Source organism: Algoriphagus aquatilis, from assembly GCF_042657405.1.
In the GTDB taxonomy this organism is placed as follows: Bacteria; Bacteroidota; Bacteroidia; order Cytophagales; family Cyclobacteriaceae; genus Algoriphagus; species Algoriphagus aquatilis.
In genome coordinates this window covers 1-26830 of sequence record NZ_JBHSKS010000004.1, presented here as the reverse complement: position 1 = coordinate 26830, position 26830 = coordinate 1, and the positions used below count along the sequence as shown (strand labels likewise).

Annotated in this window: 23 protein-coding genes; 18 read left to right on the top strand and 5 right to left on the bottom strand. The window is 43.8% G+C overall.

All coding sequences use genetic code 11. The features are described from left to right. Positions 1 to 170: 170 nt before the first annotated feature. Genes ACFPIK_RS06440 through ACFPIK_RS06430 form a run of 3 tightly spaced genes read right to left on the bottom strand, consistent with a single transcriptional unit; the run spans position 171 to position 2557 of the window. Complete coding sequence (locus tag ACFPIK_RS06440; RefSeq protein ID WP_377913418.1) at positions 171 to 692, bottom strand: rod shape-determining protein MreD; 522 nt, start codon at positions 690 to 692, stop codon at positions 171 to 173. Then, a complete protein-coding gene (gene mreC, locus ACFPIK_RS06435; protein ID WP_377913416.1) occupies positions 682 to 1521 on the bottom strand; it encodes a rod shape-determining protein MreC in 840 nt (279 codons plus the stop codon). Before mreC ends, ACFPIK_RS06440 begins: the two co-directional genes overlap by 11 nt. A gap of 7 nt (positions 1522 to 1528) precedes the next feature. After that, positions 1529 to 2557, bottom strand: a complete 1029-nt coding sequence (locus tag ACFPIK_RS06430) for a rod shape-determining protein (RefSeq protein WP_111394575.1) — start codon at positions 2555 to 2557, stop codon at positions 1529 to 1531. A gap of 326 nt (positions 2558 to 2883) precedes the next feature. On the opposite strand from ACFPIK_RS06430, the gene ACFPIK_RS06425 reads away from it, so the two are divergent. The 7 genes from ACFPIK_RS06425 to ACFPIK_RS06395 all read left to right on the top strand — a co-directional run bounded on the left by ACFPIK_RS06425 (position 2884) and on the right by ACFPIK_RS06395 (position 12221). Then, entirely contained in the window at positions 2884 to 3348 is a 465-nt protein-coding gene (locus ACFPIK_RS06425) for a ribosome maturation factor RimP (RefSeq protein ID WP_377913414.1), read from the top strand. Between the two features lie 5 nt (positions 3349 to 3353). Next, positions 3354 to 4598, top strand: coding sequence for a transcription termination factor NusA (gene nusA / locus ACFPIK_RS06420; RefSeq protein ID WP_377913412.1), 1245 nt, complete (start codon positions 3354 to 3356; stop codon positions 4596 to 4598). Between the two features lie 61 nt (positions 4599 to 4659). Then, positions 4660 to 7560: a translation initiation factor IF-2 gene (infB, locus tag ACFPIK_RS06415; protein ID WP_377913410.1), complete on the top strand. Its 2901-nt coding sequence runs from the start codon at positions 4660 to 4662 to the stop codon at positions 7558 to 7560. 382 nt (positions 7561 to 7942) lie between these two features. After that, a complete protein-coding gene (locus ACFPIK_RS06410; RefSeq protein ID WP_377913408.1) occupies positions 7943 to 8488 on the top strand; it encodes a hypothetical protein in 546 nt (181 codons plus the stop codon). A gap of 140 nt (positions 8489 to 8628) precedes the next feature. Continuing rightward, positions 8629 to 9549 carry a transporter gene (locus tag ACFPIK_RS06405; RefSeq protein ID WP_377913406.1) on the top strand — a complete coding sequence of 307 codons (921 nt, stop codon included), beginning with the start codon at positions 8629 to 8631 and terminating at the stop codon, positions 9547 to 9549. 11 nt (positions 9550 to 9560) lie between these two features. Beyond that, complete coding sequence (locus tag ACFPIK_RS06400) at positions 9561 to 11102, top strand: vanadium-dependent haloperoxidase (protein ID WP_377913404.1); 1542 nt, start codon at positions 9561 to 9563, stop codon at positions 11100 to 11102. An 18-nt stretch (positions 11103 to 11120) separates the two neighbouring features. Further along, entirely contained in the window at positions 11121 to 12221 is a 1101-nt protein-coding gene (locus tag ACFPIK_RS06395) for a hypothetical protein (RefSeq protein WP_377913402.1), read from the top strand. An 18-nt stretch (positions 12222 to 12239) separates the two neighbouring features. Here the strand turns inward: ACFPIK_RS06395 and ACFPIK_RS06390 are convergent, their stop codons facing one another. Beyond that, positions 12240 to 13874, bottom strand: coding sequence for a carbon starvation CstA family protein (locus ACFPIK_RS06390; RefSeq protein WP_377913400.1), 1635 nt, complete (start codon positions 13872 to 13874; stop codon positions 12240 to 12242). Positions 13875 to 14085: 211 nt separating this feature from the next. On the opposite strand from ACFPIK_RS06390, the gene accD reads away from it, so the two are divergent. From accD to ACFPIK_RS06355, 7 genes are all read left to right on the top strand, one after another. After that, positions 14086 to 14928 carry an acetyl-CoA carboxylase, carboxyltransferase subunit beta gene (accD, locus tag ACFPIK_RS06385; protein ID WP_377913398.1) on the top strand — a complete coding sequence of 281 codons (843 nt, stop codon included), beginning with the start codon at positions 14086 to 14088 and terminating at the stop codon, positions 14926 to 14928. A gap of 134 nt (positions 14929 to 15062) precedes the next feature. Beyond that, on the top strand, positions 15063 to 16367 hold the full coding sequence (nqrF, locus tag ACFPIK_RS06380) for an NADH:ubiquinone reductase (Na(+)-transporting) subunit F (RefSeq protein WP_377913396.1): 1305 nt from the start codon (positions 15063 to 15065) through the stop codon (positions 16365 to 16367). 79 nt (positions 16368 to 16446) lie between these two features. Further along, on the top strand, positions 16447 to 17598 hold the full coding sequence (locus ACFPIK_RS06375) for a formimidoylglutamase (RefSeq protein ID WP_377913394.1): 1152 nt from the start codon (positions 16447 to 16449) through the stop codon (positions 17596 to 17598). Continuing rightward, positions 17598 to 17825 (top strand): cytochrome b5 domain-containing protein, encoded by a 228-nt coding sequence (locus tag ACFPIK_RS06370; RefSeq protein WP_377913392.1) that lies wholly within the window; start codon positions 17598 to 17600, stop codon positions 17823 to 17825. The genes ACFPIK_RS06375 and ACFPIK_RS06370 overlap by 1 nt, the downstream gene beginning before the upstream one ends. Position 17826: 1 nt before the next feature. Further along, the gene (locus tag ACFPIK_RS06365; RefSeq protein WP_377913390.1) at positions 17827 to 18669 is read left to right on the top strand and encodes an N-acetylglucosamine kinase; all 843 of its coding nucleotides are present in this window, start codon (positions 17827 to 17829) and stop codon (positions 18667 to 18669) included. Then, a complete protein-coding gene (murQ, locus tag ACFPIK_RS06360; protein WP_377913388.1) occupies positions 18666 to 19478 on the top strand; it encodes an N-acetylmuramic acid 6-phosphate etherase in 813 nt (270 codons plus the stop codon). Before ACFPIK_RS06365 ends, murQ begins: the two co-directional genes overlap by 4 nt. Before the next feature lie 196 nt (positions 19479 to 19674). Then, positions 19675 to 21189 (top strand): pseudouridine synthase, encoded by a 1515-nt coding sequence (locus ACFPIK_RS06355; protein WP_377913386.1) that lies wholly within the window; start codon positions 19675 to 19677, stop codon positions 21187 to 21189. Positions 21190 to 21221: 32 nt separating this feature from the next. On the opposite strand, the gene ACFPIK_RS06350 is transcribed toward ACFPIK_RS06355, so the two are convergent. Next, positions 21222 to 21350: a hypothetical protein gene (locus tag ACFPIK_RS06350; RefSeq protein WP_377913384.1), complete on the bottom strand. Its 129-nt coding sequence runs from the start codon at positions 21348 to 21350 to the stop codon at positions 21222 to 21224. A gap of 172 nt (positions 21351 to 21522) precedes the next feature. Between ACFPIK_RS06350 and ACFPIK_RS06345 the strand changes: the two genes are divergently transcribed. The 4 genes from ACFPIK_RS06345 to ACFPIK_RS06330 all read left to right on the top strand — a co-directional run bounded on the left by ACFPIK_RS06345 (position 21523) and on the right by ACFPIK_RS06330 (position 26671). Beyond that, positions 21523 to 21876 carry a hypothetical protein gene (locus ACFPIK_RS06345; protein WP_377913382.1) on the top strand — a complete coding sequence of 118 codons (354 nt, stop codon included), beginning with the start codon at positions 21523 to 21525 and terminating at the stop codon, positions 21874 to 21876. 12 nt (positions 21877 to 21888) lie between these two features. After that, positions 21889 to 23043 (top strand): RHS repeat-associated core domain-containing protein, encoded by a 1155-nt coding sequence (locus ACFPIK_RS06340; RefSeq protein ID WP_377913380.1) that lies wholly within the window; start codon positions 21889 to 21891, stop codon positions 23041 to 23043. A gap of 698 nt (positions 23044 to 23741) precedes the next feature. Further along, positions 23742 to 24287 (top strand): REP-associated tyrosine transposase, encoded by a 546-nt coding sequence (locus ACFPIK_RS06335; protein WP_377913378.1) that lies wholly within the window; start codon positions 23742 to 23744, stop codon positions 24285 to 24287. Between the two features lie 122 nt (positions 24288 to 24409). Then, positions 24410 to 26671 (top strand): RHS repeat domain-containing protein, encoded by a 2262-nt coding sequence (locus ACFPIK_RS06330; RefSeq protein WP_377913376.1) that lies wholly within the window; start codon positions 24410 to 24412, stop codon positions 26669 to 26671. Positions 26672 to 26830: the final 159 nt, after the last annotated feature.

Below are 26830 nucleotides of genomic sequence, written 5' to 3'. Positions count from 1 at the left end.
GGTCACATAGAATCCCTGCAGCTGGCAGGCCGTATGGATACTCAATATCCCAGTTTCTGACCTTGAAGACTTGCTCGATTTCATGTGTTTATAATTTGAATTTTAATTGCCACATGGAATGCCTTAAATAATCATCGCCCTGTGTGAGAAGCTTTTCTCTTGGCATTTCATCAGATTCCTCTTTTCCTTTTGAAAAACAGGAGTTGTACAAGTATAACCAAAAGCGTGGTGAAAATCGAGGATAAAATGCTTTTGTTGATCACTCCGAAAAAGCCGCCTGTTCCCCATTGGTCAACTATAAAAAATGCCATTGAGAAAATGAAAATCAACGGAAAGGAATAACTGATAAACCTTCCGATTCCAAGCTCTGATAAGTTTGGCTCGGCTACTTCATCATAACCCCCACTGGGACTGGTGACTTTGAGCCAAAAGGGTCTAAGGAATGCCAATAGGGTAGAAGCAGCAGCATGCATTCCAATCGTCTCGTAAAAAACATCAATGCTTAATCCCATAAAGAATGCGATAATCATCAAAGGAATGGCCTGGATGGAAGTAGGTAAAATTAATATTCCCAACAAATACAAAAAGCCAAAGGCAAGACCGAAGAGGGCAAGGTTTTTCAAAAAGAAAATCTGAACCAAGCCCAAGAGCAACACAAGGAATGCATAAGAAATTAAGCTTCTAATATTCATTGGTCATTTCTGATTTGCTGTAAAGCGAATCCAGCTCATTAAACTTGGTATTTTCTACCAAATAGACATACGTCAATTTACTGAAATCCGTGCTCAACTTGACGGTTAAATCTAAATAGTTCGGGTCTTTTTTATCTGGTTCCACTTTGGAAATCACACCGATCAGAATTCCTTCAGGAAATACTGCATTGAACCCAGAGGTAATGACTGAATCCCCCGCCTGAGTAGTGACATGCCTAGGCACATAAAGCAGTTTTGCTTCGGATGAATTAGAGCCATCCCATTGAACCGAACTTAGGACTTCCGAAGATTTGATTTTCGATGAAATCATTAGTCCTGTATTCAACAATGAAAAAGCAACAGAATAGTTTTCCGATACCGACTTGACTCTTCCGACTACGCCTTCTGAATTGAATACACCCATTCCGGGTTTTACACCATGCTTGGATCCCTTATTTAGGGTCAGGTAGTTTTGTGAAAAACGTAAGGAATTTGCAATTACTCTTGCTCCTCTGAATTCATAGGTGGTTGACAAGACAGAATCCAAAGCGATTGGCATGCTATCCGGTTTAGATTGGATGGCAATCAACTGCCTCATGATTTGGGCATTTTCTTCAGTTAGAGCTTCATTCGCATCTGCTAATGAGAAAAACTGAACAATATCAGCCTGCTTTTTTAGGATATTTCCTACAAGTCTATTGGAACTGTTAAAGAAAGCTGCACCCTGGGGAGAATTGTTGGAGACAATCAATCCGATTGCCAACACCTCAAGCAAAACAAATAAAATAAAAGCCCTTATTCGATAAAGGAACTGGAGGATGCGTAGCATTCAGAAATCAGGTCATCAATACGGTTCGGAAGTTTTGGATATTCTTTAGAGCAGTGCCAGTACCTCTTACTACGGCTCTAAGCGGATCTTCTGCAATGTGGATTGGCAGCTTTGTTTTTTGGTGAAGTCGCTTATCGAGTCCTTTAAGCAAAGCCCCTCCTCCCGTCAAGTGAATGCCGTTGTCGTAAATATCAGCGGAGAGTTCCGGTGGAGCAATTTCCAAAGCTTTGAGAACAGCCTCTTCGATTTTAGAAACAGATTTGTCCAAAGCAAAAGCAATTTCGGAATAAGAAACCTTGATCACTTTTGGAATCCCTGTCATCAAGTCCCGTCCTCTGATTTCATAATCTTCCGGGGCATCGTCAAGTTCTGTAAGAGCGGAACCTATAGCGATTTTAACCTTTTCTGCTGATCGCTCTCCGATCAGTAAGTTGTGCTGACGACGCATGTAATCAAGGATGTCCTTGGTAAATGTATCTCCTGCTACTCGGATGGATTGGTCGGCAACTATGCCTGAAAGTGCGATCAATGCGATTTCGGTAGTACCTCCTCCGATATCTACAATCATTGAACCCATAGGTTTTTCTATATCGATGCCGATACCGATGGCCGCTGCGATAGGTTCATAGATCATATATACTTCTTTGGCTCCGGCATGCTCTGCAGAGTCACGAACAGCTCTTTTTTCTACTTCGGTGATGCCTGATGGGATACAGATCACCATACGGTGAGATTGAGGAAACATGCCTTTTTTCTGACCGGGGATCATTTTGATCAATCCACGGATCATTTGCTCTGCAGCATAAAAGTCGGCAATTACTCCATCCTTCAGAGGGCGGATGGTTTTGATATTTTCATGGGTCTTTTCATGCATATTCATCGCCTCTCGGCCAACAGCAAGCACCCGGTTGTTGGTTTTATCTATTGCAATGATGGATGGTTCATCGACCACAATTTTATCCTTGTGGATAATAAGGGTATTTGCTGTACCCAAATCGATGGCGATGTCACTAGAGAAAAAATCAAATAATCCCATGTTGAAGTTTTGATTGGCTGTGGATTGGATTTTGGAGTTTAAGATAGTACCTCAGTACTGTTTTTAAACGCGGGTCGGCAAAATTATTATCTTATATCGATAAAACTGAGTGAAAGAAGATTTTTTTGTTTTTTGGAAGCTTTTTAATTCAAGGATCCTAGCACTTTAAGTTTTTTGAAGAATAAGTCAACAAAATTCTGAAAATCCTTAGGTTTAAGTTGAGCCATTTTGTATTTCAGTATTCTTTACATTACTTTTGCAGCGTATTCGAAAGTTTCTGGAGGGGACAACAGTCCCCTCTTTCATTATCCCGAAAGTTGAGTGACGTGAAACAGGCGGTTTTAGAATTGGTAGAAAAATATCTCCCCGATGAAAGCCATTTTGTGGTAGATGTGAAGGTGGAGGAGAAGGCAGGTAAAACCCGTCTTCTTATTCTTATCGATGCGGATCAGGGTATCACTATCGACACCTGTGCTTTGGTAAGTAGGAAAGTTTCCGAGGAATTGGAAACAAAGGATCTAATCGGTGAAGCCTACATCTTGGAAGTATCTTCACCGGGATTGGATTATCCACTCACTACAGTCAGGCAATACCTGAAAAATCTTAACCGAGAGCTTAAATTGACTTTAGCTTCAGGAAGTGATCTTCAGGGAAAACTTCTCCAAGTCGGTGAAGATTCGATTAAATTACTGACCAAAAGAAAGGAAAAGGGAAAGAAAGCAATTGAAGAAGAAGTAGAAGTTCCTTTTGCTGAAATCAAAAAATCAATCGTACAAGTATCTTTTAAATAACTCCAATGGATGCCAAAATCTTAATAGAATCCTTCGCAGAGTTTGCGAGATCTAAAAATGTGGATCGACCTACGATGATCCGTATTCTGGAAGATGTATTCAGAGCGATGATCCGTAAAAAATTCGAAACAGACGAAAACTTTGATGTGACCATCAATGCCGATAAGGGTGATCTTGAAATATTCAGAATCCGCGAAATCGTTGATGACAACTCTGAGGATATTTGGGATTTTGATAAAATCAGTTTGAGCGAGGCTCAAAAAATTGAACCTGATTTTGAAATCGGTGAAGAAGTATATGAGAAAATAGAATTGGAGGAATTTGGCAGAAGAGCGGTTCAAATGGCCCGTCAGACTCTGATTCAACGCATCAAAGACCTGGAAAAAGACATTCTTTATAATAAATATGAAGAACAGGTAGGAGAAATCATTTCAGCAGAAGTCTACCAGATCCTAGGTCGTGAGATTTTGTTGATCGATGGCGAGGGCAATGAACTCATCCTTCCAAAAGGAGAGCAGATTTCCAAAGACCGGTTTAGAAAAGGGGATACTGTAAAAGCGATTGTACATCGCGTGGACATGATCAATGGAAACCCCAAGGTGATTCTTTCGAGAACTTCCCCTGTATTTTTGGAGCGTTTGTTCGAAAACGAAGTACCAGAAGTCTATGACGGGTTAATCACTATCGTCAAAATCGTGCGTGAGCCAGGAGAAAGAGCCAAAGTGGCTGTGGAATCCTATGATGACCGCATTGATCCGGTTGGTGCTTGCGTAGGAATGAAAGGATCCAGAATCCATGCGGTGGTCCGTGAGCTTCAGAATGAAAATATCGACGTAATCAATTACACAGAAAATCTCGAACTCTATGTTTCCAGAGCTTTGAGTCCTGCAAAAGTCTCATCGATTACGGTCAATCAGGAAAGTAAAAGAATTTCTGTATTCCTCAAGCCTGACCAAGTATCCTTGGCCATCGGCAAAGGTGGATTTAACATTAAGCTTGCCAGCAGACTGGTCGGCTATGAAATCGACGTATTCAGAGAATTGAATGAATACGATGACGAAGATGTAGATTTGAATGAATTTTCTGATGAAATCGATCAGTGGATTATCGATGAACTCAAGAAAACAGGTTTGGATACTGCCAAAAGTGTGTTGGCTTTGACCAAGGAGGATTTGATCCGCCGAACTGAATTGGAGGAAGAGACCATTGATGAGATTTTCCGAATACTCAGAACAGAATTTGAACAATAAGGGGAATTTCCCCCTGAGAATACCCTAATTTTAATTAAGATTTCGTAAGAGGTTTTTGCTTATGTCAGAAGAAAAAATGATGCGATTAGGCCAAATAGCCAGAAAGCTCAACGTGGGAACGGCAACCATCGTGGAGTCCTTGGCTAAAAAGGGCTATGAGGTGGAGAACAATCCAAATTCCAAAATCAACATGGACCAAGTAGCCATGTTGGAAAAGGAATTTAAGTCCTCTGCTCTTGAAAAGGAAGAGGCTTCCCATCTTTCCATCGGAAAGCGTCATGAGCCGGTGTCGCTCGAACATGAAACGCCTAAGCAAGAAAAGGCTCCTGAGCCTACTCCTGCCCCGGTTCATAAGGAAGAACCAAAACCTGCACCGCCTGCGCCGGAGGTAAAAGCAGAAGAACCAAAAGTTGAAAAAGTTGCCGCAGATACACCAAAGCTGGAAGGGATCAAGATCCTAGGTAAAATCGATTTGGATAAAAAACCTGCGCCTGCACCTGCACCAGCCCCTGCTCCGGCTCCCCAGCCTAAGCAAGCACCAGCACCGGTTCAAAAAGTGGAAAGAGCTCCTGAGCCTCAAAAGCAACAGCAGCCTCCTCAGCCGAAACCGGCACCTGCCCCACCACAACCTGTAAAACCTCAAAATGCTCCCCAGCCAGTAGCAACTCAGCCAGCTGCTCCCCAGCCTAAGCCAGAACCGGTTAAGGTGGAGCCAGTTCAGGATGAAGTAATTGCGGCTAAGGCTGATTCCCTAAAGGGTCTGACAGTTTTGGGTAAAATCGAGTTGCCGGTTGACCGAGCTAAGAAAAAAGGTGGTCCGGTGGCTTCCTCTGACGAAAAAGGAAGAGATAAAAAGCGTCCAAGAAAAAGAATCGATAAACCAGGTACTCCGGGTGGTCAACAAACAGGCCAAGGCCAGGGAAATCAGGGTGGTCAAGGAGGTCAAAATAGACCTCAAGATCAACGAGGAAACAGACCTGGACAGGGTGGAGGAGGTCAGCAGAACCGTGGTGGCCAACAAAACCGTGGTGGAGGAAATCAGCAACCTCAACAGCGTCTTCAAAAGGCCGAACCTACTCCAAAGGAAATCCAAGATCAGATCAAGCAGACTTTGGCGAGACTTCAGAGCAACAAGCCCGGAGGAAAGACCAAATCCAGACGAGATAAACGCGCTGAAAGAGACAGAGATGTCGAAATGGAGGGAGAAGAATCCAAAATCCTCAAGGTTACTGAGTTTATTTCAGCTAATGACCTTGCCTCGCTTTTGGATGTCTCTGTAAACCAGATTATTTCTACTTGCTTGTCTTTGGGAATGTTCGTTTCCATCAATCAGCGTTTGGATGCAGAAGCAATTACCATCATTGCCGATGAATTTGGTTACGATGTCGAATTTACCAAATCCATCGAAGATGAGATGGAAGAAGAAGTGGCCGATACGGATGAGGAACTAGAGGAAAGAGCTCCGATCGTTACCATCATGGGGCACGTTGACCATGGTAAGACCTCCTTGCTTGACTACATCCGTATGTCAAAAGTGACTGCTGCAGAAGCTGGAGGTATTACTCAGCACATCGGTGCTTATGATGTAATGACCAAGACTGGACACAAAATAGCCTTCTTGGATACACCTGGTCACGAAGCATTTACTGCTATGCGTGCACGTGGTGCCAAAATCACTGACGTAGCCATCATCGTAATTGCAGCGGACGATAGCATTATGCCTCAGACTAAGGAAGCGATCAACCACGCTCAGGTGGCTGGCGTTCCTATGATATTTGCAATAAATAAGGTGGATAAGCCAAATGCTCGTCCTGAGAAAATCAAGGAAGAGCTTGCTAATATGAACCTATTGGTGGAAGACTGGGGTGGTAAATACCAATCTCAGGAGATTTCAGCAAAGACAGGTCAAGGTGTAGATGAGCTTTTGGAAAAAGTGCTTTTAGAGTCTGAAATCCTCGAATTGAAGGCTAATCCGAATAAAAATGCGGTGGGTACAGTGATCGAAGCTTCTTTGGACAAAGGACGTGGTTATGTAGCCACCATCATGGTACAAGCGGGTACTTTAAAAATCGGAGATATCATGCTGGCAGGTCAGCACTATGGTCGTGTAAAAGCGATGTTTGACCACAAAGGCAAAAAACTGAAAGAAGCAGGCCCTTCTACGCCGGTACAGGTGTTGGGTCTTAGCGGAGCACCTCAGGCTGGTGATACGATCAAAGTATATGACACCGAAAGGGAAGCAAGAGAAATTGCCAATTCCAGAGAGCAGATTCACAGAGAGCAGAGCTTGCGTACCAAGAAGCACATCACGCTCGATGAAATTGGTCGTCGATTGGCTATCGGTAGCTTCAAAGAGCTCAACATCATCATCAAAGGTGACGTGGACGGTTCTGTGGAAGCTCTTTCCGACTCCTTGCTCAAGCTGTCTAAGGATGAGGTGAAGGTGAGCATTATCCACAAAGGTGTAGGTCAGATTTCCGAATCAGACGTATTGTTGGCTTCTGCTTCAGATGCCATCATCATCGGATTCCAGGTTCGTCCTTCTTCCAATGCTAAGAAATTGGCCGAGCAGGAAGAAATTGAAATTCGTCACTATTCGATCATCTATGATGCGATCAATCAGATCAAAGATGCCATCGAAGGTATGCTTGAGCCGGAATACGAAGAAGTAATCACTGGTAACATCATCGTCCGTGAGGTATTCAAGATCTCTAAAGTGGGAACAGTCGCAGGTTCGTATGTGACTGACGGATTCATCACTAGAAAGAATAAGATTCGTATTGTTCGTGACGGTATTGTCATTCACGAAGGAGAAATTGACCAATTGAAGCGATTCAAGGATGATGTGTCTGAAGTGAAGGCAGGGTACGAGTGCGGTATATCCATCAAAAACTTCAACAATATCCAAATTGATGATACCATCGAAGGTTATGAAATGAAGGAAATCAAGAGGAAGAAATAATTTTCTTGACTTGATCATCAAAGAAAGGAACAGTGGAAGCTGTTCCTTTTTTAGTTTTGTGCCATGTTCTCTGCCTTTAAGATGCTCATTCTTATTTTTCTGATAATTGCTATTGGGTCCTTATTGTTTGGACTCGTTCGTCCGGTTTATGCCCTTTGGTTTCTTGACCGATTTAACAGACTCAGGGTGATTAAGATTTATGGAGGAGTATCCCTCATCTTGTTTGCTGTTTGGGTTTTACTCAGCTATTTGGCGTGATTTCAGAAGAAAATTTCAAGAAACAAGAAATTTCATTGGATATCCTTGTTTTTTGAAAAAAAGCAGCCTTGGATTTTCTTTTTCTCGGATTTTCATTCACTTTTCGGATTATAATCTATCTCCCTTGAGAAAAGCGGTCTCCATAGTGCTTCTAGTATGCTTTGCCATATTTCATTTTGGCTACTACGCATTCTATTTTTCCGCTAATATGTCCATTGAAAACAGATGGAAGGACCGGATTTACGGTGATCAAATCGGGTCTTTAGAGGAACGGATTATGGAAATCCCGCTCCATGCACCCTACATGGCAAACCAGGAAGAATTTCAGTCGACAAATACGCGATTTGAAAAAGACGGGAAGTACTTCAGAGCTATCAAGCAGCGGTATCAAAATGACACTCTTCAGGTTGTTTATGTGCCTGATACAGCAAGAAAAGTCCTCGATAATACCGTTAAAAAGTGGATTTCTTCCCTTATTGAGGATGAATTGCCACAAGACCAAAGCGGTAAAAACTTCCTTAAGCTGTTTGCAAAAGATTACTTAGAGACATCCACCTTCGGTTTGGAAGTGCCAAGCCGGCTAGGTTATGAAATAATGATTGGGTTTATTTTTTCACCTTACATGAGTCCTTTTTTCACTTTAGATTCACCACCTCCGCAGCAGGTTTGATTTTTTCCTAAAATCCTAGTAAGTCTAATTCTGACTTTTTCTGGGTACTATTTTAATTCCACTTATTCGGTTGATTTGGGAGCTATCGCTCTTTTATTAATTGATGGAATAATCTTTTCCTCATTTCACTATCAATTACTATGAACTTTAAATTCAGAGTTCTGAGCTTGCTTTGTGCAAGCTTGGGATTAGTTACTATATCTAGAGCCCAAACGCCTACAGACGGCTTGATGATGCCTAAAGGGGAGATTTGTATTGCCGCAATCTATGAAAATGCGTCTTGGGGGCGCTATTGGGAGGGTAATTTCACCCGAGAAAATGCCAACATTGGGACCTTTACCAGACAAATGTTAATGCCCATGGTGGTAGGAGGGATTACAGACAAAATCAATTTTATTGTAAGTCTACCCTATGTCAAAACTGCTGCTACGGGTGGCCAGATGGCAGGGGTCGAAGGAATCCAAGATTTGAGTCTTTCCCTCAAAGCTCAGCTAGTGGACAAAGCACTCGGAAAGGGTAAACTGACGGGTTTTACCAATCTCAGCTTTAGCACACCGGCTTCCAATTATTTGTCAGACTATATGCCATTTAGCTTGGGATTTGGAGCCAATGAGCTTGGTCTGCGAGCTATCGGGCAATATGAGTTGGATAAAGGACCTTACCTTCGGGGCTCTTTTGCTTTTTTGCATCGGGGGACTACGGAGGCAGAGCGTAATTTTTATTTCAACGATGGTGCATTCTATACTTCGACTATGGATGTGCCTGATGCCATTCATGGACAGCTTGCTTTGGGGTCATGGTTTTTGAATAAAAAGCTGCGAGTAGAGGCTAGCCTAATCACATTTCGCTGCGCAACTGGGGATGATATTAGGGCTTATAATATGCCACAGCCCACCAACAAGGTTGACTTTGACCGAATAGAGGGCTTTGCTCAGTATTACTTCACAGGCGGGCGTGGCTTTGGAGTCATTGCCTATTACAACCACATGTTTTCAGGGCGAAACATGGGGCAATTTTCTGGATTTGGTCTGGGAATGACCTATCAGTTTAAAGCCTTATAATCTATTCTATCATGAAAAAATATTTCTACCTCACTATAAGTTTTCTTGCCTCTGCATTCCTTTTCCATAGTTGTGTGGAGGATTTGCCTAAGTATTTTGAATATACAGGCTATGAATTTGCAGACTTGGATGCTAATGCCGGCAAGTGGAAGTTGATACTCCATAATTCCAATGAGCAGATTGCTATCCCAACTCCATCTAGTGCTGGTTCTGCTCAGTTAAATCGCGAATTGGCCGATGCCAGAGAAAAAATCTCGCGCGCTACTTCAGATCAAAAAGCATCTGTTACCTATTGGACTAATAATCCCCTTCTCCGATGGAATGAGATTGCATTGGAGTTGGCTACGAAGTATAACTTGATCCCAGCTCCAAATCCAGATGGGACCTATCCTTCTCCAGATCCTGCCAACCCTGGAAAGTATCCACTGTTTCCCTACTCTCATCCCCCTTATACTAGCCGGATGCTTGCGTATTTAAGTGTGGCGCAGTATGATGGATTGATCATGGCTTGGCATTATAAATATAAATTCAAGAGGGAGGCTCCTTATCAGCTCGATCCCCAAATCAAGTCTGCCTATGAGTCCAATAACCTCTATTCTTACCCTTCGGATGGTGCGGTCGTGGCGATTTCATCCAGAGAAATACTTACCGCCATGTTTCCATTGGAAAAGGAATACTTAGCCAGAATGGCCGAAGAACATCTTGAATCATTGGTCCTTGCAGGTATCAATGTCTCCAGTGATGTAGAAGCAGGAAAAGTAATCGGTGCAGAAGTAGCGAAAACAGCATTGGCTAGAGCGTCTACAGACGGAATGAAAAATGCCCAAACTTCTAAAGCTAAGTCAGATTCTATCAAAAACGCAGCTAAAGAGCGATTTGGCTGGTTTTGGGAAAATCTGGAAACTCCTCAAAGACCAGTCGGATTGGCACCATTATTCGGAAAGGTTCGTCCATGGAATATCCCCAACGTAGAGGCTGTCCGAGTGGGACCTCCACCGGCCCCAGGGTCTCCTGAATTCAATAAGGATGCGGAAGAGTTGAAAAAGTTTGCGGCAAATCTTACACCGGAGCAGCGAAGAATAGCCAATTTTTGGAATGATGGGTTAAATACTTACACCCCTCCAGGTCACTGGAATAGGCTGGCCAAGGAAAAAACTGTGGCAAATCGCCTGAGTCCTGTTCGTACTGCAAGGGTGTTTGCCTATATGAATATGGCCGTAATGGATGCAGGCATCAGTTGTTGGGATGTGAAATATTACTACCATTATCCAAGACCTATTCAGGCAATTCCCGGATTCAAGACCATTCTGGGCACACCTAATTTTCCGGCTTATACTTCAGGACACAGTACATTTTCAGGAGCTGCTGCGGAGGTTTTATCTCATTTCTTCCCTACTGATGCCAACGAGTTTAGAAAATGGGCTGAAGAAGCAGCGATGTCAAGGATTTATGGAGGCATCCACTACCGCTTTGATGCTGAGGTTGGGTTGCAACAGGGCAAAGCTGTAGGAGCCTATTCCGTCACCAAAGCAAAACTGGACGGAGTAGATTAATCCTTGACCTTGAGCACAATGAAGAAAATACTAGTTACCTTGATTTTAGCCTTGGCAGGACATCAGCTGTCTTTTTCTCAAGGTTGTGTAGCTATCCGTCAATTTTCGGGAATCGGAAATGCAGTCGGACAGCTTAATGTACAGTCCAAAGGAGACTGGAATCTCAGTACCAACTATCGATATTTCAAATCTTTCAGGCATTTCAGAGGTACTCATGAAGAGCCTGAGCGAGTGGAGCAGGGGACAGAAGTGATCAATTGGTCTCATGGTGTGGACTTCAACATCAGCTATGCGCTAACAGAAAGGCTATATGCTGTAGCTTCTGTCCCTTTTGCCTACAATGAAAGAAGCTCACTTTACGAGCATGGGAGACAGTCCCGCCACTTGTCCTACTCTGGAGGACTGGCTGATGTGAGGGTCGGGGCAGGATATTGGCTTCTATCCGGACAAAGAGCGGTTAGAGGAAACCTGGCATTAGGTATTGGCTTTAAGCTTCCAACTGGAAACTATAATGCTAAAAGTACATTTTACAATGTCGGACCCAATGGAACTTCTCTGATTCGACCTGTTGATCAAAGTATCCAATTGGGGGACGGTGGATTTGGAATCACGCTTGAGTCTCAAGGACTAAAGGAATTCAAATCCTCCCTGTTTGGCTATTACAATGCATTTTACCTGCTAAATCCAAGAAATACCAATGGTACACAAACCTTCAGGGCTAGGCAAAGTGAGGCAATCATGAGTGTGCCAGATCAGTTTGCTTTGCGTGCCGGGGTATTTTTCGGGATTAAAAAAATCCACGGATTGGGATTTTCATTGGGAGGGAGACTGGAAGGAGTTCCGGTTCGGGATTTGATTGGGGAAAGCGGGGGATTTCGCCGTCCTGGATATGTGATCTCAGTCGAGCCGGGCATAAGCTACATGCTTGGTAATATCACTGCTACCTTGAATGTGCCGGTTGCCTTAGTTAGAAACCGTACACGAAGTCTCACGGATATTGCAGATTCCACGCCTGACAATTTTCGGCATGGCGATGCTGCATTTGCTGACTACCTGATCAATTTTGGAGTGGCCTGGAGAATCTCAAAGAAAGTCGAATCCCCGTTTGGAACGCTTTAATTTTCTCATTCTTGAATGTCAAAGGGCCTTCGCGGGCTCTTTGACTTCACTTTTGAGGCTCTTGAAAGCTAGAAAAATCAAAGAAATAGCCAGAACAAACAGCAATGCTGCAATCACAGCAAGTACATATCCTTTTTCCTGATAATTTTTCCAGGCAAAAAGACCCAAAGAAGCCAAAGTCACCGTAAACATGAAGAACATGGGGATGGTAACAAACGTGGCAGGGATATTTTTCTTAATGAGCCAAACCGCGATGGTTAGCAAAGCCAAAGCAGCCAAAAGCTGATTGGCTGATCCGAAAATCGGCCATAGGGTGGAAAATTCTCCCGAGGCGAGTAGTAAAACTGATAGAATCACCACCACGGTGGTTGATAGGTATCGATTAGTCGCCAAAACTTTTGCAGCCGGTTGAGGCATGTCTTCGAAGTATTCCTGGAGAGTAAATCGAGCAAGTCTGGTGCAAGTATCCAAGGTGGTCAAGGCAAAAGCCGAAACCGTCAGAGCTACAAAGCCGACTGCAAATGTTTCTGAAATCCCCAAAGCGGAAATCATACCTCCCAATCCAGTTGAAAACAAAGCAACGGGACCTTCGCCGGAAAGTCGCTCCATATACGCTGTTCTAGATAGCACGACCACTGCGCCTACGGATATAATAGCCAAAAATGATTCAATCAGCATCCCTCCGAAACCTACGATCTTGGCGTCACTCTCTTTATCCAATTGTTTGGAAGTAGTCCCGGAAGCAACCAAAGAATGAAATCCTGAAATGGCTCCGCAGGCTATGGTAACGAAAAGGACTGGAAACACATAGCCTAAACTTTCGCTTGAAGCCTGCACTTGGGTACTCATCTCAATCTGTGGATTAGCAACGACTACGCCGGCTACCGCTGCGATCATCATTCCATAGAGTAAGTAGCTATTCAAGTAATCTCTTGGTTGAAGCAAAAGCGAAACGGGAGTCACTGAGGCCAAGAAGGCATAACCCAAAAGTGCCAGGATCCATATTTTGTAATCTAAGACAAAAGGAAGCTGAGTGCCTAAGTAAACAAAGAAATACATCAGGATGACACCGACCACGGTCAATAGGACAAAAGAAGTGGTTTTGTTTCCCACCCATCGATTGACATATCCAAAAGCTACCGCAAGGAAGATAAACAGGATGGAGGCTGAAGCAACACCGGGATTAGCTACGAATGTTTTTGCAATAATGTCCGAGAAAACACCAATGACCAAGATTAATGTAGAAAAGCTAAAAATGACAAACAATTGTTTTCCCTTAGCTCCAATCTGATTTTTAATGATTATTCCGATTGATTTTCCTTCAGTTCGCAGCGAAGCGGCCATACTTCCTAAATCATGTACCGCTCCGAAGAAAATTCCACCCACTAAAATCCAGATGACAGCCGGAACCCAACCAAAGGTCACCGCAATGATAGGTCCTACGATCGGGCCTGCTCCTGCGATTGAGGCAAAATGATGACCCAAGACTACGATCGGCTTGCTAGGTTCGTAATCTACTCCATCTCTCAGTAAGTGGGAAGGCGCTTTTCGAGAGTCATCCAATCCGAATCGCTTGTAAACAAAACTTCCGTAGATCTTGTATGCTGCAAATAGGATAATTCCAGAAATCAGAAGCAATAGCGATAGACTCATGTTTATTTTGGGCAAGGTGAAATTAGCCTTTGAAAATCCGTGTTTTTGCTAGCATTTCAAAATAAAGATATGCACTCTTGATTTTTAATCAGGATTGCATCGTTCACTTTGGGGGATAGGAGGAGCTTCGAAGGCAATTAAATTTTAATTACTGGAGATTAGGTCTAAATTTGTGTCCTTTGACTTGTCAAAAAACAACCCAACTAACGATATGGCTTGGTTTAAAAGAACAGACAAAGGCATTAAAACCTCTACTGCGGAGAAAAAAGATGCACCTGATGGGCTTTGGTTTAAGACTCCCTCAGGTAGTATCATTCACACAAGAGAGCTTAAAAGCAATGCCTATGTGTCCCCTAATGATGATTTTCATGTCAAAATAGGCTCTAAAGAATACTTTGAGATCTTATTTGACAATAATAAATTCACAGAGATGGATACTGAAATGAAATCAGGCGATCCATTGAAGTTTGTAGATACCAAACCTTATTCTTCCCGAATCGAGGCTACCATCAAAAAGGCAGAATTGAATGACGCTGTTAGGACAGCTCATGGAAAAATGAACGGTCTTGACCTGGTAGTCGCTTGTATGGACTTCAATTTTATCGGTGGATCTATGGGTTCGGTGGTAGGCGAAAAGATTGCGAGAGCCATCGATCATTCTTTGAAACATAAAGTACCATTCCTGATGATCTCCAAATCAGGCGGGGCCCGAATGATGGAGGCAGGCTTTTCATTGATGCAAATGGCGAAAACTTCTGCCAAACTAGCCCTACTCGATCAGGCAGGGATCCCATACATATCACTTTTGACAGATCCTACTACTGGTGGTGTGACGGCATCTTACGCCATGTTGGGTGATTTCAATATCGCTGAGCCTGGATCACTTATCGGATTTGCTGGTCCGAGGGTAATCCGGGAGACTATCGGAAAGGATTTACCAAAAGGGTTTCAGAGTGCAGAGTTTGTGTTGGAACACGGATTCCTTGATTTCATCATCGATCGAAGGCAGTTGAAATCAAGATTGACCACTTTGCTAAACCTCTTGAACAATTAATCAGTTATTCCATCAAATTCTCTCTTGAATTCAAGCCAAATTTGAAATCTCTTTTGGCCTGTTTTATTGATTAATAAATATATTTGTGCTCCCAAAAAAGGGTTAATTCCTACGAAAAGTAAAACCAAAATTTCATGGGTTCTGTAATTATTACGTCCATTGTAGCATTCACGGTAATTATCCTGCTACTGGTTCTTATCCTCTTGTTTGCCCAATCCAAATTGGTCAATTCAGGGGATGTCAAGATTATCATCAATGGGGATGAAAGCAATCCTATCGTAGCTTCTGCCGGTACCAGCTTGCTCTCCACTCTAGGTAATCAGAAAATTTTTCTTCCTTCCGCTTGCGGTGGAGGTGGTACTTGTGCGATGTGCAAGTGCGTAGTAGAAGATGGGGGTGGCGATGTACTCCCTACTGAAGTCGGACACCTTAGCCGCGCTGAGCAGCAAGGTAAGGTAAGATTAGCCTGTCAGGTAAAAGTGAAGCAGGACATGAAAATCCGTGTACCTGATGAAATCTTCGGTATCAAAAAGTGGGAATGCGAAGTAATCTCCAATTACAACGTATCCACCTTTATTAAGGAATTTAAAGTTAAACTTCCGGAAGGGGAAACACTTCACTTTGAAGCAGGTGGATATATCCAGATTGACGTACCTGCAATCACAGTGAATTTTAAGGATATGGATATCACTCCACATCCTGAATTAGGGCACCCTGCCGATGTATATAAGAGTGATTGGGATAAGTTCGGACTTTGGTCGTTGGTCATGAAAAATGACGAGCCCCTCTTCCGTGCCTACTCAATGGCAAACCACCCTGCTGAAGGGAACATTGTCATGTTGACTATCCGTATCGCTACTCCTCCATGGGATCGAGCAAACAACAGATGGATGGATGTCAACCCAGGAGTTTGTTCTTCCTATGTGTTCTCAAGAAAGCCAGGTGACAAGGTAACAGTCTCTGGTCCTTACGGAGAATTCCACATTAACCCTACTGAAAGAGAAATGGTCTACATCGGTGGTGGTGCAGGTATGGCCCCTCTTAGAGCGCAAATTTTCCACCTTTTTCACACTGAAAAGACCCACAGAAAAGTGTCTTATTGGTACGGTGGACGTTCTAAGAAAGAGCTTTTCTACGTCCCTCATTTCAGAGAAATCGAAAAAGAGTTTCCGAATTTCAATTTCCATATCGGACTATCCGAACCACTTCCTGAAGACAACTGGAAAATCAAGAAGTCGCTTGATGACAGAGAGGCGGATGGCTATGTAGGGTTTATTCACCAAGTGTTGTATGACAATTATTTGAAGAATCACCCTGAGCCAGATGATGTGGAATATTACCTCTGCGGTCCTCCATTGATGAACTCAGCGGTATTGAAGCTCCTCGATGACATGGGTATTCCAAAGGAAAATATCAGATTTGACGACTTCGGTGGTTAATGAAAAACAAGAATCCCGCTTCGGCGGGATTTTTTGTTTAGTGTCATTTTTGTTTATTTCAGTATCATAAACACCCTCTATGAATCTCCAATCCTTTTTTGAGCCTATAGCCTCTTTTCTCCTTGAGAAAAATTATCAGGAAAACTCCTTCTTTAATCATATTTCAGTCTATCAGGATGTATTCCCAGAACTCAAAAATACCCACATAGCTTTGATCGGTTTGAAGGAAAGCCGAGGTGCCAAACGTTCTGAAAGTATGGAGCGAGGTAGCTCTGAAATTAGAGAAAAGCTTTATGAATTGAAGAAAGGCCCCACTTCCTACAAAATCGCGGATTTGGGAGACCTGATTTCGGGGGAATCCCTGAATGATACCTATCAAAATATTCGTCAGGTTGGCGATTATTTGATGAAGCATCAGGTATTACCCGTATTTTTTGGAGGTTCCCATGACTTGGATTATGGACAATACTTGTCCTATCAAAAGATGAAGAAACTCATCACCATGGTAACCGTAGATGCCAAGATCGATATGGAAGAGTCAGGTCCAGAAAGTGACAGACACACCCAAGAAATCGTTTTACACCAACCCAACTTTTTATTTTCAAATACTCACCTTGCCTACCAGAGTTTTTTAGTGGATTCCACTTTGGTCAATGTTCTAGAGAAATTGTACTTTGACCATATCAGGCTTGGACAAATCAGAGATAATTTCAAAGAAATTGAGCCCTTAATCCGTGATGCCGATTTGATGAGTTTTGATCTTTGCTCCATACAATCCTCTGTGGCACCCGGTGCAGTGGATGCGCAGCCCTTTGGCTTAACAGGGGAGGAGGCTTGTCAGATAGCTTGGTTTGCCGGGACAAATGAAAAATTGAGCTCCTTCGGGGTATATGGGTACGATCCTTATTTTGATGATGCCAACAACAAAACCGCAAAAGTGGCGGCAGTGATGATTTGGTACTTTATTGAAGGATTTTACAGCAGAAAGGACAGCCTTTCTTTCAAAAGTGCAGATTATATCAAGTATACTGTCTCGCTTGATTTTAAGCCCAATACACTTGTTTTTTATAAGAGTAAGCGAAGTGGAAAGTGGTGGATGGAAATTCCCCATCATGAGACCTTCCGATTTGATCGGGTGAGCACGGTACCTTGTAGTTATGCTGATTACCAATTGGCCCAAAAAGGTGAGATTCCGGAGCGCTGGATTAATGCACAGATCAAATTGTCTTGATGAGAGTGTATACCAAACAGCAGTTGGCACTTAGAAATGGGCAGGACAGGCCTGAGATTTGGGTAGCATTCCGTGGGATAATCTACGATGTAGGCAGCTCTCGGTTATGGAAAAATGGAAAGCATTACGAGCATTGGGCAGGTCAGGACCTGACAGAAGAGCTAGCGGACGCCCCTCACACCGAAAAAGTATTTGAAAAATTTACGGCCATCGGCCAACTCGAATAGCATGATTTTGATCGCAGACAGCGGTTCCAGCAAGACAGACTGGAGAGTAATTCACAAAAATGGCCAAATCAGTCAGCACCGTGGAGTAGGATTTAATCCCTACTACATGACCTCTGAGGAGATGGCTATCCAAATGAGAGAGGATTTCTTGATTGACCTCTCCGGGGAAATCAACGAGATCTACTACTACGGAGCAGGATGTGCAGCACCGGAGCGTCAGGCTGAAGTAAAGAATGCCCTGCTCACTATTTTCCCCGAGGCTGAAATTCAAATCGATCACGATCTCTCTGCAGCAGCACATGCTACCTGTGGGCACAAGTCCGGCATCGCCTGTATTTTGGGTACGGGATCAAACAGCTGCGATTACGATGGGGAAAATATCATAGCCACGAGGCCTGCAGCCGGATATATTTTGGGTGATGAGGGAGGAGGATGCTATGTGGGCCGGAAGTTCCTCCAGGATTTTATTCATGAGGAAATGCCAGAGAATATCCGAGAAGCTGCGATCGAACGTTTTCACATTACCCAGAATATCATTCAGGACCATGTGTACCTTCAGCCCTATCCAAGTAGGTACATGGCAAGTTTTTGCCGATTTATTACTGAGCACAAAGCCGAACCCTATTGCTATGGACTTTTTTATCAGGCATTCAAGGACTTCTTTGCAAAGCATGTCTGTAAGTATCAGGATTACCAAAACAAACCCGTGAGTTTTGTAGGTTCGATCGCTTTTTACAACAGTGATATTTTGAGAAAGGCAGCCTTTGATACAGGCATTCAGGTCAATATCATCATCGAAAGTCCTATCGCCGGACTGACACTTTATCACCAGGAAAAACTATGAACAAGGTAACCGAAAGCAGCTCTTCCTATCAAAACCTCGAGCAAATGGAGGTCATGGAATTGCTCCAAAATATTAATTCCGAAGACCACAAAGTTGCCCCCGCGGTAAAGGAAAAATTGGGAGCGATATCGGCTTTGGTAGAGCAGATTGTGCCGAGGATGCAGGAGGGTGGAAGGCTGTTTTACATCGGAGCTGGGACAAGCGGGAGATTGGGGATTCTGGATGCATCCGAATGCCCACCTACCTATGGAGTACCTCACGATTGGGTCATTGGATTGATCGCAGGAGGCGATGCTGCGATCCGCAAAGCCGTGGAAAATGCGGAAGATGATCCAAACCAAGCTTGGAAGGATATTCAGGAGTATGGATTTTCTGAGTTGGATACCGTGATTGGGATCGCTGCATCGGGGACGACTCCCTATGTCATCGGAGGTGTGACTATGGCCCGTGAAAAGGGTCTCTTGACAGGCTGCATCACCTGTAATCCTGGATCTCCTCTAGCTCAAGCAGTCGAATTCCCTATCGAGGTAGTCGTGGGCCCTGAGTTTGTCACGGGAAGTACCCGAATGAAATCAGGGACTGCGCAGAAGTTTGTTCTGAATATGATCTCGACTGCTGTGATGATCAAATTGGGAAGAGTAAAAGGAAATAAAATGGTTGATATGCAGCTCTCCAATGCCAAATTGGTCGATAGAGGAACCAAAATGATCATGGAAGCCACTGGTTTGACTTACGAAGTAGCCAATCAATTACTGCTTTCTCAAGGATCAGTTAGGAATGCTACAGAATATTATTATAAAAATCTCTAAGTAGCTTAAATAAAATTCGGTATTTGATAGCCACATTGGATGGATATCGCGTATCTTTGATGCCCGATTAAGCGTTTGAAATTCATGGGTTTATCAATTGATTTCAAAAGGATGGAGAAAGCATGGGAGTTTATATCAAATCCTGCTTTCTTAAGCTTAGTTTAACACCAAACTACAGCAGTGATGCTGCAAAATCATGAAAAAGAACAATTCAAGAAAACCATTTTTCAGCGAAGACAAAAAGGACTTCGATTCACCTAAGAGACCGGACTTTTCTTCCAAAGGGTCAAAATTTAACAAATCTGAAGGCAAGCCTGAGTTCAAAGGAAAGTCTTTCGGCAAGAAGGAAGATTCATTTGACAAAAAGCCTTTCCGCAAAAAATCTGAGGATCAACCAACTTTTGGAGATAAGCCAAAAGGAAGATTTTTTAAGGATGATGGGAAAAAATTTGAGAAGCCGGCATTTGGCAAGCGAAACGACAGTGACTCCGGTGAGCGAAAGCCATTTGGAGAGAAGCGATTTGATAAGTTTTCCGGTGCTCCCAAAAAGTGGGAAAAGAGCGAGGACAAGCCTTTTGCTAAGAAATATTTTGGGGAAAAGCCGGAGCGATTTGGGAAAGAGGGTGCCTCTGAGAAGAAGTTTGGACCAAAAAGAACCGAGGGAGGCAAGCCTTATTCGGAGCGTTCGGAAAGACCATCACGAGGAGACTTTGGAAAAGATAAATTTTCAAAAGGACCAAAAACCGGTGGAGATAAGCCTTTCAAGAAGGAGTTCTCCGGCGAAAAATTCAATCCTGAGACCGGTGAAAGGCTCGTGTACAAGGGCAGAGGTAAGGATCAGAAGCCAATCTTCGGAGTAGAAGAGAAGCGATATACTCCGGAAAGCGGAAGTGAAAAACGCGGGTTTGGTAAAAAACATCCCAAGCGGGTAGAGTTGAATCCCGATCGGCCGGATTATAATTTTGACAACCTCCCTCAAAAGAAAAATAAAAAAGAAGCTGACGATTTGCTTAGGCTAAACAAGTACATCGCCAACTCAGGGATTTGCAGTAGAAGGGAGGCGGATGACCTGATCACCAAAGGGCTGGTTATGGTCAATGGAGAAGTAATCAAAGAAATGGGCTACAAGGTCAAGAAAACCGACCGTGTGGTATTTGAGGGAAAGCGAATCAATCCTGAAAAGCCCGTCTATGTACTTTTGAATAAGCCTAAGGATTTTATCACCACGACTGAAGATCCGATGGAGCGCAAGACGGTGATGAAATTGGTGGAAAATGCCTGTGAGGAACGAATTTTCCCGGTAGGTCGATTAGACAGGAATACCACTGGGTTGCTCCTTTTTACCAACGATGGTGAATTGGCAGCGAAACTCTCCCACCCATCCAATGAGATCAAAAAAATCTATCAGGTCACTTTGGACAAGCCTCTTACTCACAAAGACGAAGAGGCGATCCTTGAAGGATTAACCTTGGAAGACGGGGATGCCAAAGTGGATGATATGCAGGTACTTTCCAAGGATAGAACCATTCTTGGTTTGGAGATTCATATCGGTAGAAACAGGATCGTAAGAAGGATTTTCTCCCACTTGGGTTATGAAGTGATTGGCTTGGATCGGGTCATGTATGCCGGTCTCGATAAAAAAGATCTCAAACGTGGTCATTACCGATTCCTTACCGAGCAGGAAGTGATTCGATTGAAATATTACATCTAATGGAAAAAGGCCTCGATCGAGGCCTTTTTCCATTAGATAAACCCTTTCAACTGCTGCATCAAGTCCCGCTTGGTGATAATGCCTCCTTTTCTCCAAAGGATTTTGCCCCGCTCCCCTCTGGGAGTAGTAGGAATATGATTAGGACTAGGTGTAGATTGCATCTACACCTTTATATAAATACAAATTTGTAATTTGCTTATGATGCAAGATCTGAAGAAAGTGAGCCAATTAAAAATTGGTAAGGATATTAGGGTGAAGTTGCAAACTTCACCCAGCGCCAAACTGGACTTCAGAGTTGCTGAGTAGAGACTACACCTAGGGGGGGGACAGGAAGTGGCCTGGCTGAATGCCAGTCTGGGCGAGATGGTGGGACCGGGCACCACGCAGGAGATCTTCGAAGGAGACAGCGTGACCCTGTCGGTACACGGGAAGTTTCTGGACAAGAAGAAAGCACGAGTCAACGAAGCGAGCTTCCTGACTGCAGGCGGCAAGACGGCCCTGCTGGATCAGCTGAACGAACTGGCGCTGAACACCCAAATGGCCGGAGGGCCCAACCCGATCGCGGTGCTGAATCTGGTGGACATCGTGGCCAAGGACCTGCAGAAGAAGGAGACTCCGGAAGCCTACCTGATCTATGCCCTGTATGACCAAGACAGCAACCGATATGAGGTTGAGGACCGAGCGTAAAGAAACAGTCCAGTGGACTGTTTTAGCGAGGGGCCAGCTTGCAGGGCGGGAGTCCTGACACGCAACGCTGCCAACCAACACGAGGAACTGGAAGAGAAACTGGCAATCAAGAAAAATGGGTATATTGAAACGTTTGTCGTCAACGAAACATCGCAAGATGTCTGGTTCGATAACTTCAAGATTCTGAGTCAGGAATCGATCCTAGTACAAGAGACACACTATGATCCATGGGGCTTGGAACTGACGGGTATCGGCTACGCATACGAAGGGGTCAAGAAGAATAAGTACCTCTACAACGGCAAGGAGCTGATCGAGGACGCGGGCCTTCAGTACTACGATTATGGTGCCAGGATGTATGATCCGGTGATCGGGAGATGGGGAGTGGTGGATCCTTTGGCCCACCATGAACTTCAAATCGATAAGTCACCTTATGCTTATGGATGGAATAATCCAATAAGATACATTGACCCTGATGGAAGATGTCCAAATGGATGCAGTGAAGGAGAAAGAAATAATGTGAATTATCGGGAAGGGGCGGTCGTTCAAAATAGATTTGGATCTTCTCAATTTAGAGACGGAAAATGGCAAATTATTTCCAGAGCTCCGATGACTGAAAATAGTTCTGAAGGAATTAGGATTAATGGATTCTTTGGAGGAGGAAGTAGTGGAGGGGACAAATCTTCGGAAGATAATTATAGTCAAACGAATTCGACTTTAAACATAACTGGTGGATTGTTATCAGGACCTGCAGGTTTAATGGATTTAAGAAGTTGGGGACATGAAAAGCTCCTAAATGAAGGGCAATGGATTGGCAAAAATGGTAAGGTTTATTCTACAGGATTTTATGGTAGTAATAAATGGCTTTCTGGTACTCAAAAGGCGTTTAGGGCTGCAGGATCAGCAGCAAAAGTAGGCGGTAGTATTTTAGGTGGGATAGGAGTTTTAGTAAGTGCTGGGTCAGCATATAATTCGGTTATGAACAATAAGGATAACACTTCCACTTGGGTTGATGCTACAATAACAGGTGGGCTATTTGTTGGAGGTTTAGTTACTGGGATTACAGCGGCGCCTGTCGTTGCCACAATAGGTATCGCATATGGGGTTTATCGTTTAACTGCAGGCTCACAGGTAGATGCATTGATTGATAAAAATTTTGGATACAGATGAAAGGTAATGTTTATACATATTTGTTCTGGTGTTTTTATAGTCTTGTTTGGAAAAGTAAAGGAGATACAAGTCATATTAGAGCAGTGGTTTTATTTTCAATTTCTGAATCCTTATTACTTATAATATTTCTTTCTTGTTTAGGAGTACTTTTTTATGATTTTTATAATTTTTTTCCTTTTAGATCTTTAGACTACAGGTATTTATTTGGTGTTGTGGGGTTGATAATAATAGGAGGTAATTACTATGTGCTGATAAGAGGAAGAAAGTACGAAAAAATAAACAATCTATATAATGGCAAGTACTCAAAAAAAAGGGGTAAAATAGTAGCGATTTCAATTCTTTCGGCATGCTTTTTAGTAATGATTGCTTCGGGAATTTTTCTTAGCAAAACAATTAATGGTTGGTAGTTTAAAATTATAGGTGAGAGATCCTCTTTAATAAATGAATTAATAATATGACTAGGTGTATATTAAATCTATACATTTATATAAATAAAAATTTGTAATTTAATTGTTCGGATGATTCTGCTGTAAAGATTAGGATTTAGTGTCAGAAGATGAATTGCTGGAATACTTAAGATAAAATTTTTATACCCCTCTGGGAGTAGTAGGAATATGATAAGGACTAGGTGTAGTTTGTAACTACACCTTTCTATACAAACAAATTTGTAATTTGCTATTTTCGAAAAACCATGATTTATGGGAGAGGCCTATCAGATAAGAGATCAAGAAATGCCCTATTTCCTTACTTTTCAGGTTGTAGGTTGGGCGGATGTATTTACCAGAAAAGTTTATCGGGATCTGATTTTGGAGAACCTTTCCTATTGTCGGTTAGAAAAGGGATTGTACTTGTATGGTTTTGTGATTATGAGCAATCATATTCACTTGTTAGTTCAGCAAAAGGACGGAAGGCTTTCGGATTGGGTGCGGGATTTTAAAAAGTTCACCAGTAAAAAGTTATTGAAAATGATCCTAGAGAATCCGCAAGAAAGCAGGCGAGAATGGATGAAGATGATTTTTGAGTATCATGCTGAGTTTAATAAGCGATCAGGCGATTTGCAGTTTTGGACCCATGACAATCATGCGATAGAATTGTATCGGCCAGAAATGATTGAGAGTAGGATGAAGTATATTCACGAGAATCCAGTTAGGGCAGGAATTGTCGAAAAGGAGGAAGAATATTTATACTCGAGTGCTAGGAATTATTCTGGTTTGAAGGGTTTGATAGAAGTAGATTATTGGTAATAAAGGTTTCTAAGCCAATTGCAAATTGGTAAGGATATGAGGGTGAAGTTGCAAACTTCACCCAGTCACAACGTTGATTTGACTACACCCAGAGGGGGGTTTGGACATTGGATTCCAATGGAATGCCTGTTACCACTGCCAGCTACCCAAATGGCGCCCTGTCCAAAGAAGAGGTGATCGACGAAAACGGACAGAAAGTCATTGAATATAAAGATCTTCTGGGTAGAGTGATCCTGAAGAAGGTTCAGGTTGGATTGAGTCCGACATCGGGATATACGGGCTGGTTGAGTACGTTTTATGTTTATGATTCCTATGGCAGGCTTCGGGTGGTGATTCCTCCAAAGGCAGTGGATGCGATCAGAGCAGCTTCCTGGCAAAGTAGCACCAGCACAAACACTTCTCTGGGCAATGAACTGTATTTTCGGTACAGCTATGATCAGCGGGGAAGAATGATTGAGAAGCGTGTTCCCGGCAAGGGAGTAGAATCGATGGTGTATGACAATCAGGACAGGCTGGTGGGGTATCAGGATGGGAACATGGCGGCAGGAACTCCGAAGAAATGGCAATACACCAAATACGATGCATTGGGAAGAGTGGTGATGACGGGGTTGGTAAACACAGACCTTGGCCGTGCGGCGATACAGACTACCCTAAATGGGTCCGCCTCCAACAATGCCTCCATCCTATCACTTACTTCTCCGGTCTCTTCCGGGGGTTGGCCTACGGATGAGGGAGAGATCCTGACGGTAAACTACTACGACAGCTACCAGTTTTTGACAGGCTTTTCTTATGTAGTACCTACCTCACCCTATTCAGGCTTTACGGCCACGGCCAGCACCCGTGTGCACGGGCTTCAGACGGGCAAAAGGGTAAGGAATCTGGAGACGGGCGTGTATTACACCACGGCAATGTACTACGATGACAAAGGAAGAGTGATCCAAACCTTGTCCCAGCAGCAGTTGGGAGGAACGGTACGGACTTCCACGGCCTATAATTTTGAGGATCAGCCGACCCAGACGCTGAGTGCGAACAGCAGTTCGCCGAACCAGGCAGTTCTTCGAACCTACACCTACAATGTGGCAGGGATGCTTGATTCTCTTAGCCATAAAATAGGAAGTCAATCCGCCAAAACCATTGCAAAAAATACCTACAATGATCTAGGGCAGCTGACTACCAAAGCCTTTTCCCAGCTTCCGAGCGGGACTCAGACGTATAGCTACAACATCCGAGGCTGGCTGAAGACGCTGGGCAGCGGACTGACAGAGGGCTACAAGCAGACCAACTACTACGAAACAGGAGGTACGGAAAACCACTGGAACGGAAACATCTCACGGATCGACTGGAGCGGCAAGTCCGTGACCACAGAGCCCCCGAAGGTGAGAACCTACAATTATCTCTACGACAAAGCCAACCGGATCACGGCAGCCAACTATTCGGCAACAGGGGAAACCAACTGGTACACCGTCAGCGGGATGGCGTATGATGCGAATGGGAATATTACTGCCATGACCCGAAGGAACGAGCGCACACCGGGGACCTACGATGTGGTAGACCAGCTCACCTATACCTACCAAACCAACAGCAACAAGCTGAGTCAGGTGGCCGATGCGAATCTGACTCAAACCTATACCTCCAAAGGCTTTATCGAACGAAGCACCGCGGCCTATGCCTACGATTCGAACGGCAATCTGAAAGCCAATCTGGATAAGCAGATCAATAATATCACTTACAACCACTTGAATCTACCTGTGGAAGTGACTTTCAACACGGGGGCCAGTATCCGCTTTACCTACAATGCCGAAGGAGCGAAGCTCACTCAGAAGGTGTACAATACCTCAGGCGCTCTGACCACCACCCAGGACTATATCGGGGAGTACGTGTACCAAAACGGTGCCTTGGACTACCTGATCCATGAAGAGGGACGTGTCGCGTCCGAACCGGGAGGGCTGTTCTACGAATACTACCTGAAGGACCACCTCGGCAATGTGCGCCAAGTGCTGCGAAACTCCTCGGCCAACTTCCGCATCGCCACCATGGAGCAGGCCAATGCGGCCGAAGAAGAGAGCACGTTTACCCAGATCAAGCCGACCAGAAAGCGGGAGCCCAAGCACAACGTAACCCAGGGCGGTCAGGAAGTGGCCTGGCTGAATGCCAGTCTGGGCGAGATGGTGGGACCGGGCACCACACAGGAGATCTTCGAAGGGGACAGCGTGATCCTATCGGTACACGGCAAGTTTCTGGACAAGAAGAAAGCACGAGTCAACGAAGCGAGCTTCCTGACTGCAGGCGGCAAGACGGCCCTGCTGGATCAGCTGAACGAACTGGCGCTGAACAGCCAAATGGCCGGAGGGCCCAACCCCCTTCTGGGTGTAGAAGAAAGTTGATTAGGACTAGGTGTAGATTGCATCTACACCTTCTGATGTTTGGCTCTTTACTAGTCGATGAAAAAAAGTAGGTCATAATTTGGAGTTATGGCCTTTTTTTATGGATATTGTATCTAGTTATTAGACTAGATATGGGTTATCCGACTAAAGTACAGCTCA

Coding starts and splice junctions, on each gene's coding strand:
- accD (WP_377913398.1), top strand. CDS start 14,086: ATGGCTTGGTTTAAAAGAACAGACAAAGGCATTAAAACCTCTACTGCG.
- ACFPIK_RS06405 (WP_377913406.1), top strand. CDS start 8,629: ATGAACTTTAAATTCAGAGTTCTGAGCTTGCTTTGTGCAAGCTTGGGA.
- murQ (WP_377913388.1), top strand. CDS start 18,666: ATGAACAAGGTAACCGAAAGCAGCTCTTCCTATCAAAACCTCGAGCAA.
- mreC (WP_377913416.1), bottom strand. CDS start 1,521: ATGCTACGCATCCTCCAGTTCCTTTATCGAATAAGGGCTTTTATTTTA.
- ACFPIK_RS06335 (WP_377913378.1), top strand. CDS start 23,742: ATGGGAGAGGCCTATCAGATAAGAGATCAAGAAATGCCCTATTTCCTT.
- ACFPIK_RS06330 (WP_377913376.1), top strand. CDS start 24,410: ATGCCTGTTACCACTGCCAGCTACCCAAATGGCGCCCTGTCCAAAGAA.
- ACFPIK_RS06430 (WP_111394575.1), bottom strand. CDS start 2,557: ATGGGATTATTTGATTTTTTCTCTAGTGACATCGCCATCGATTTGGGT.
- nqrF (WP_377913396.1), top strand. CDS start 15,063: ATGGGTTCTGTAATTATTACGTCCATTGTAGCATTCACGGTAATTATC.
- ACFPIK_RS06440 (WP_377913418.1), bottom strand. CDS start 692: ATGAATATTAGAAGCTTAATTTCTTATGCATTCCTTGTGTTGCTCTTG.
- ACFPIK_RS06395 (WP_377913402.1), top strand. CDS start 11,121: ATGAAGAAAATACTAGTTACCTTGATTTTAGCCTTGGCAGGACATCAG.
- ACFPIK_RS06365 (WP_377913390.1), top strand. CDS start 17,827: ATGATTTTGATCGCAGACAGCGGTTCCAGCAAGACAGACTGGAGAGTA.
- ACFPIK_RS06350 (WP_377913384.1), bottom strand. CDS start 21,350: ATGCAATCTACACCTAGTCCTAATCATATTCCTACTACTCCCAGAGGG.
- ACFPIK_RS06355 (WP_377913386.1), top strand. CDS start 19,675: ATGAAAAAGAACAATTCAAGAAAACCATTTTTCAGCGAAGACAAAAAG.
- infB (WP_377913410.1), top strand. CDS start 4,660: ATGTCAGAAGAAAAAATGATGCGATTAGGCCAAATAGCCAGAAAGCTC.
- nusA (WP_377913412.1), top strand. CDS start 3,354: ATGGATGCCAAAATCTTAATAGAATCCTTCGCAGAGTTTGCGAGATCT.
- ACFPIK_RS06390 (WP_377913400.1), bottom strand. CDS start 13,874: ATGAGTCTATCGCTATTGCTTCTGATTTCTGGAATTATCCTATTTGCA.
- ACFPIK_RS06400 (WP_377913404.1), top strand. CDS start 9,561: ATGAAAAAATATTTCTACCTCACTATAAGTTTTCTTGCCTCTGCATTC.
- ACFPIK_RS06370 (WP_377913392.1), top strand. CDS start 17,598: ATGAGAGTGTATACCAAACAGCAGTTGGCACTTAGAAATGGGCAGGAC.
- ACFPIK_RS06375 (WP_377913394.1), top strand. CDS start 16,447: ATGAATCTCCAATCCTTTTTTGAGCCTATAGCCTCTTTTCTCCTTGAG.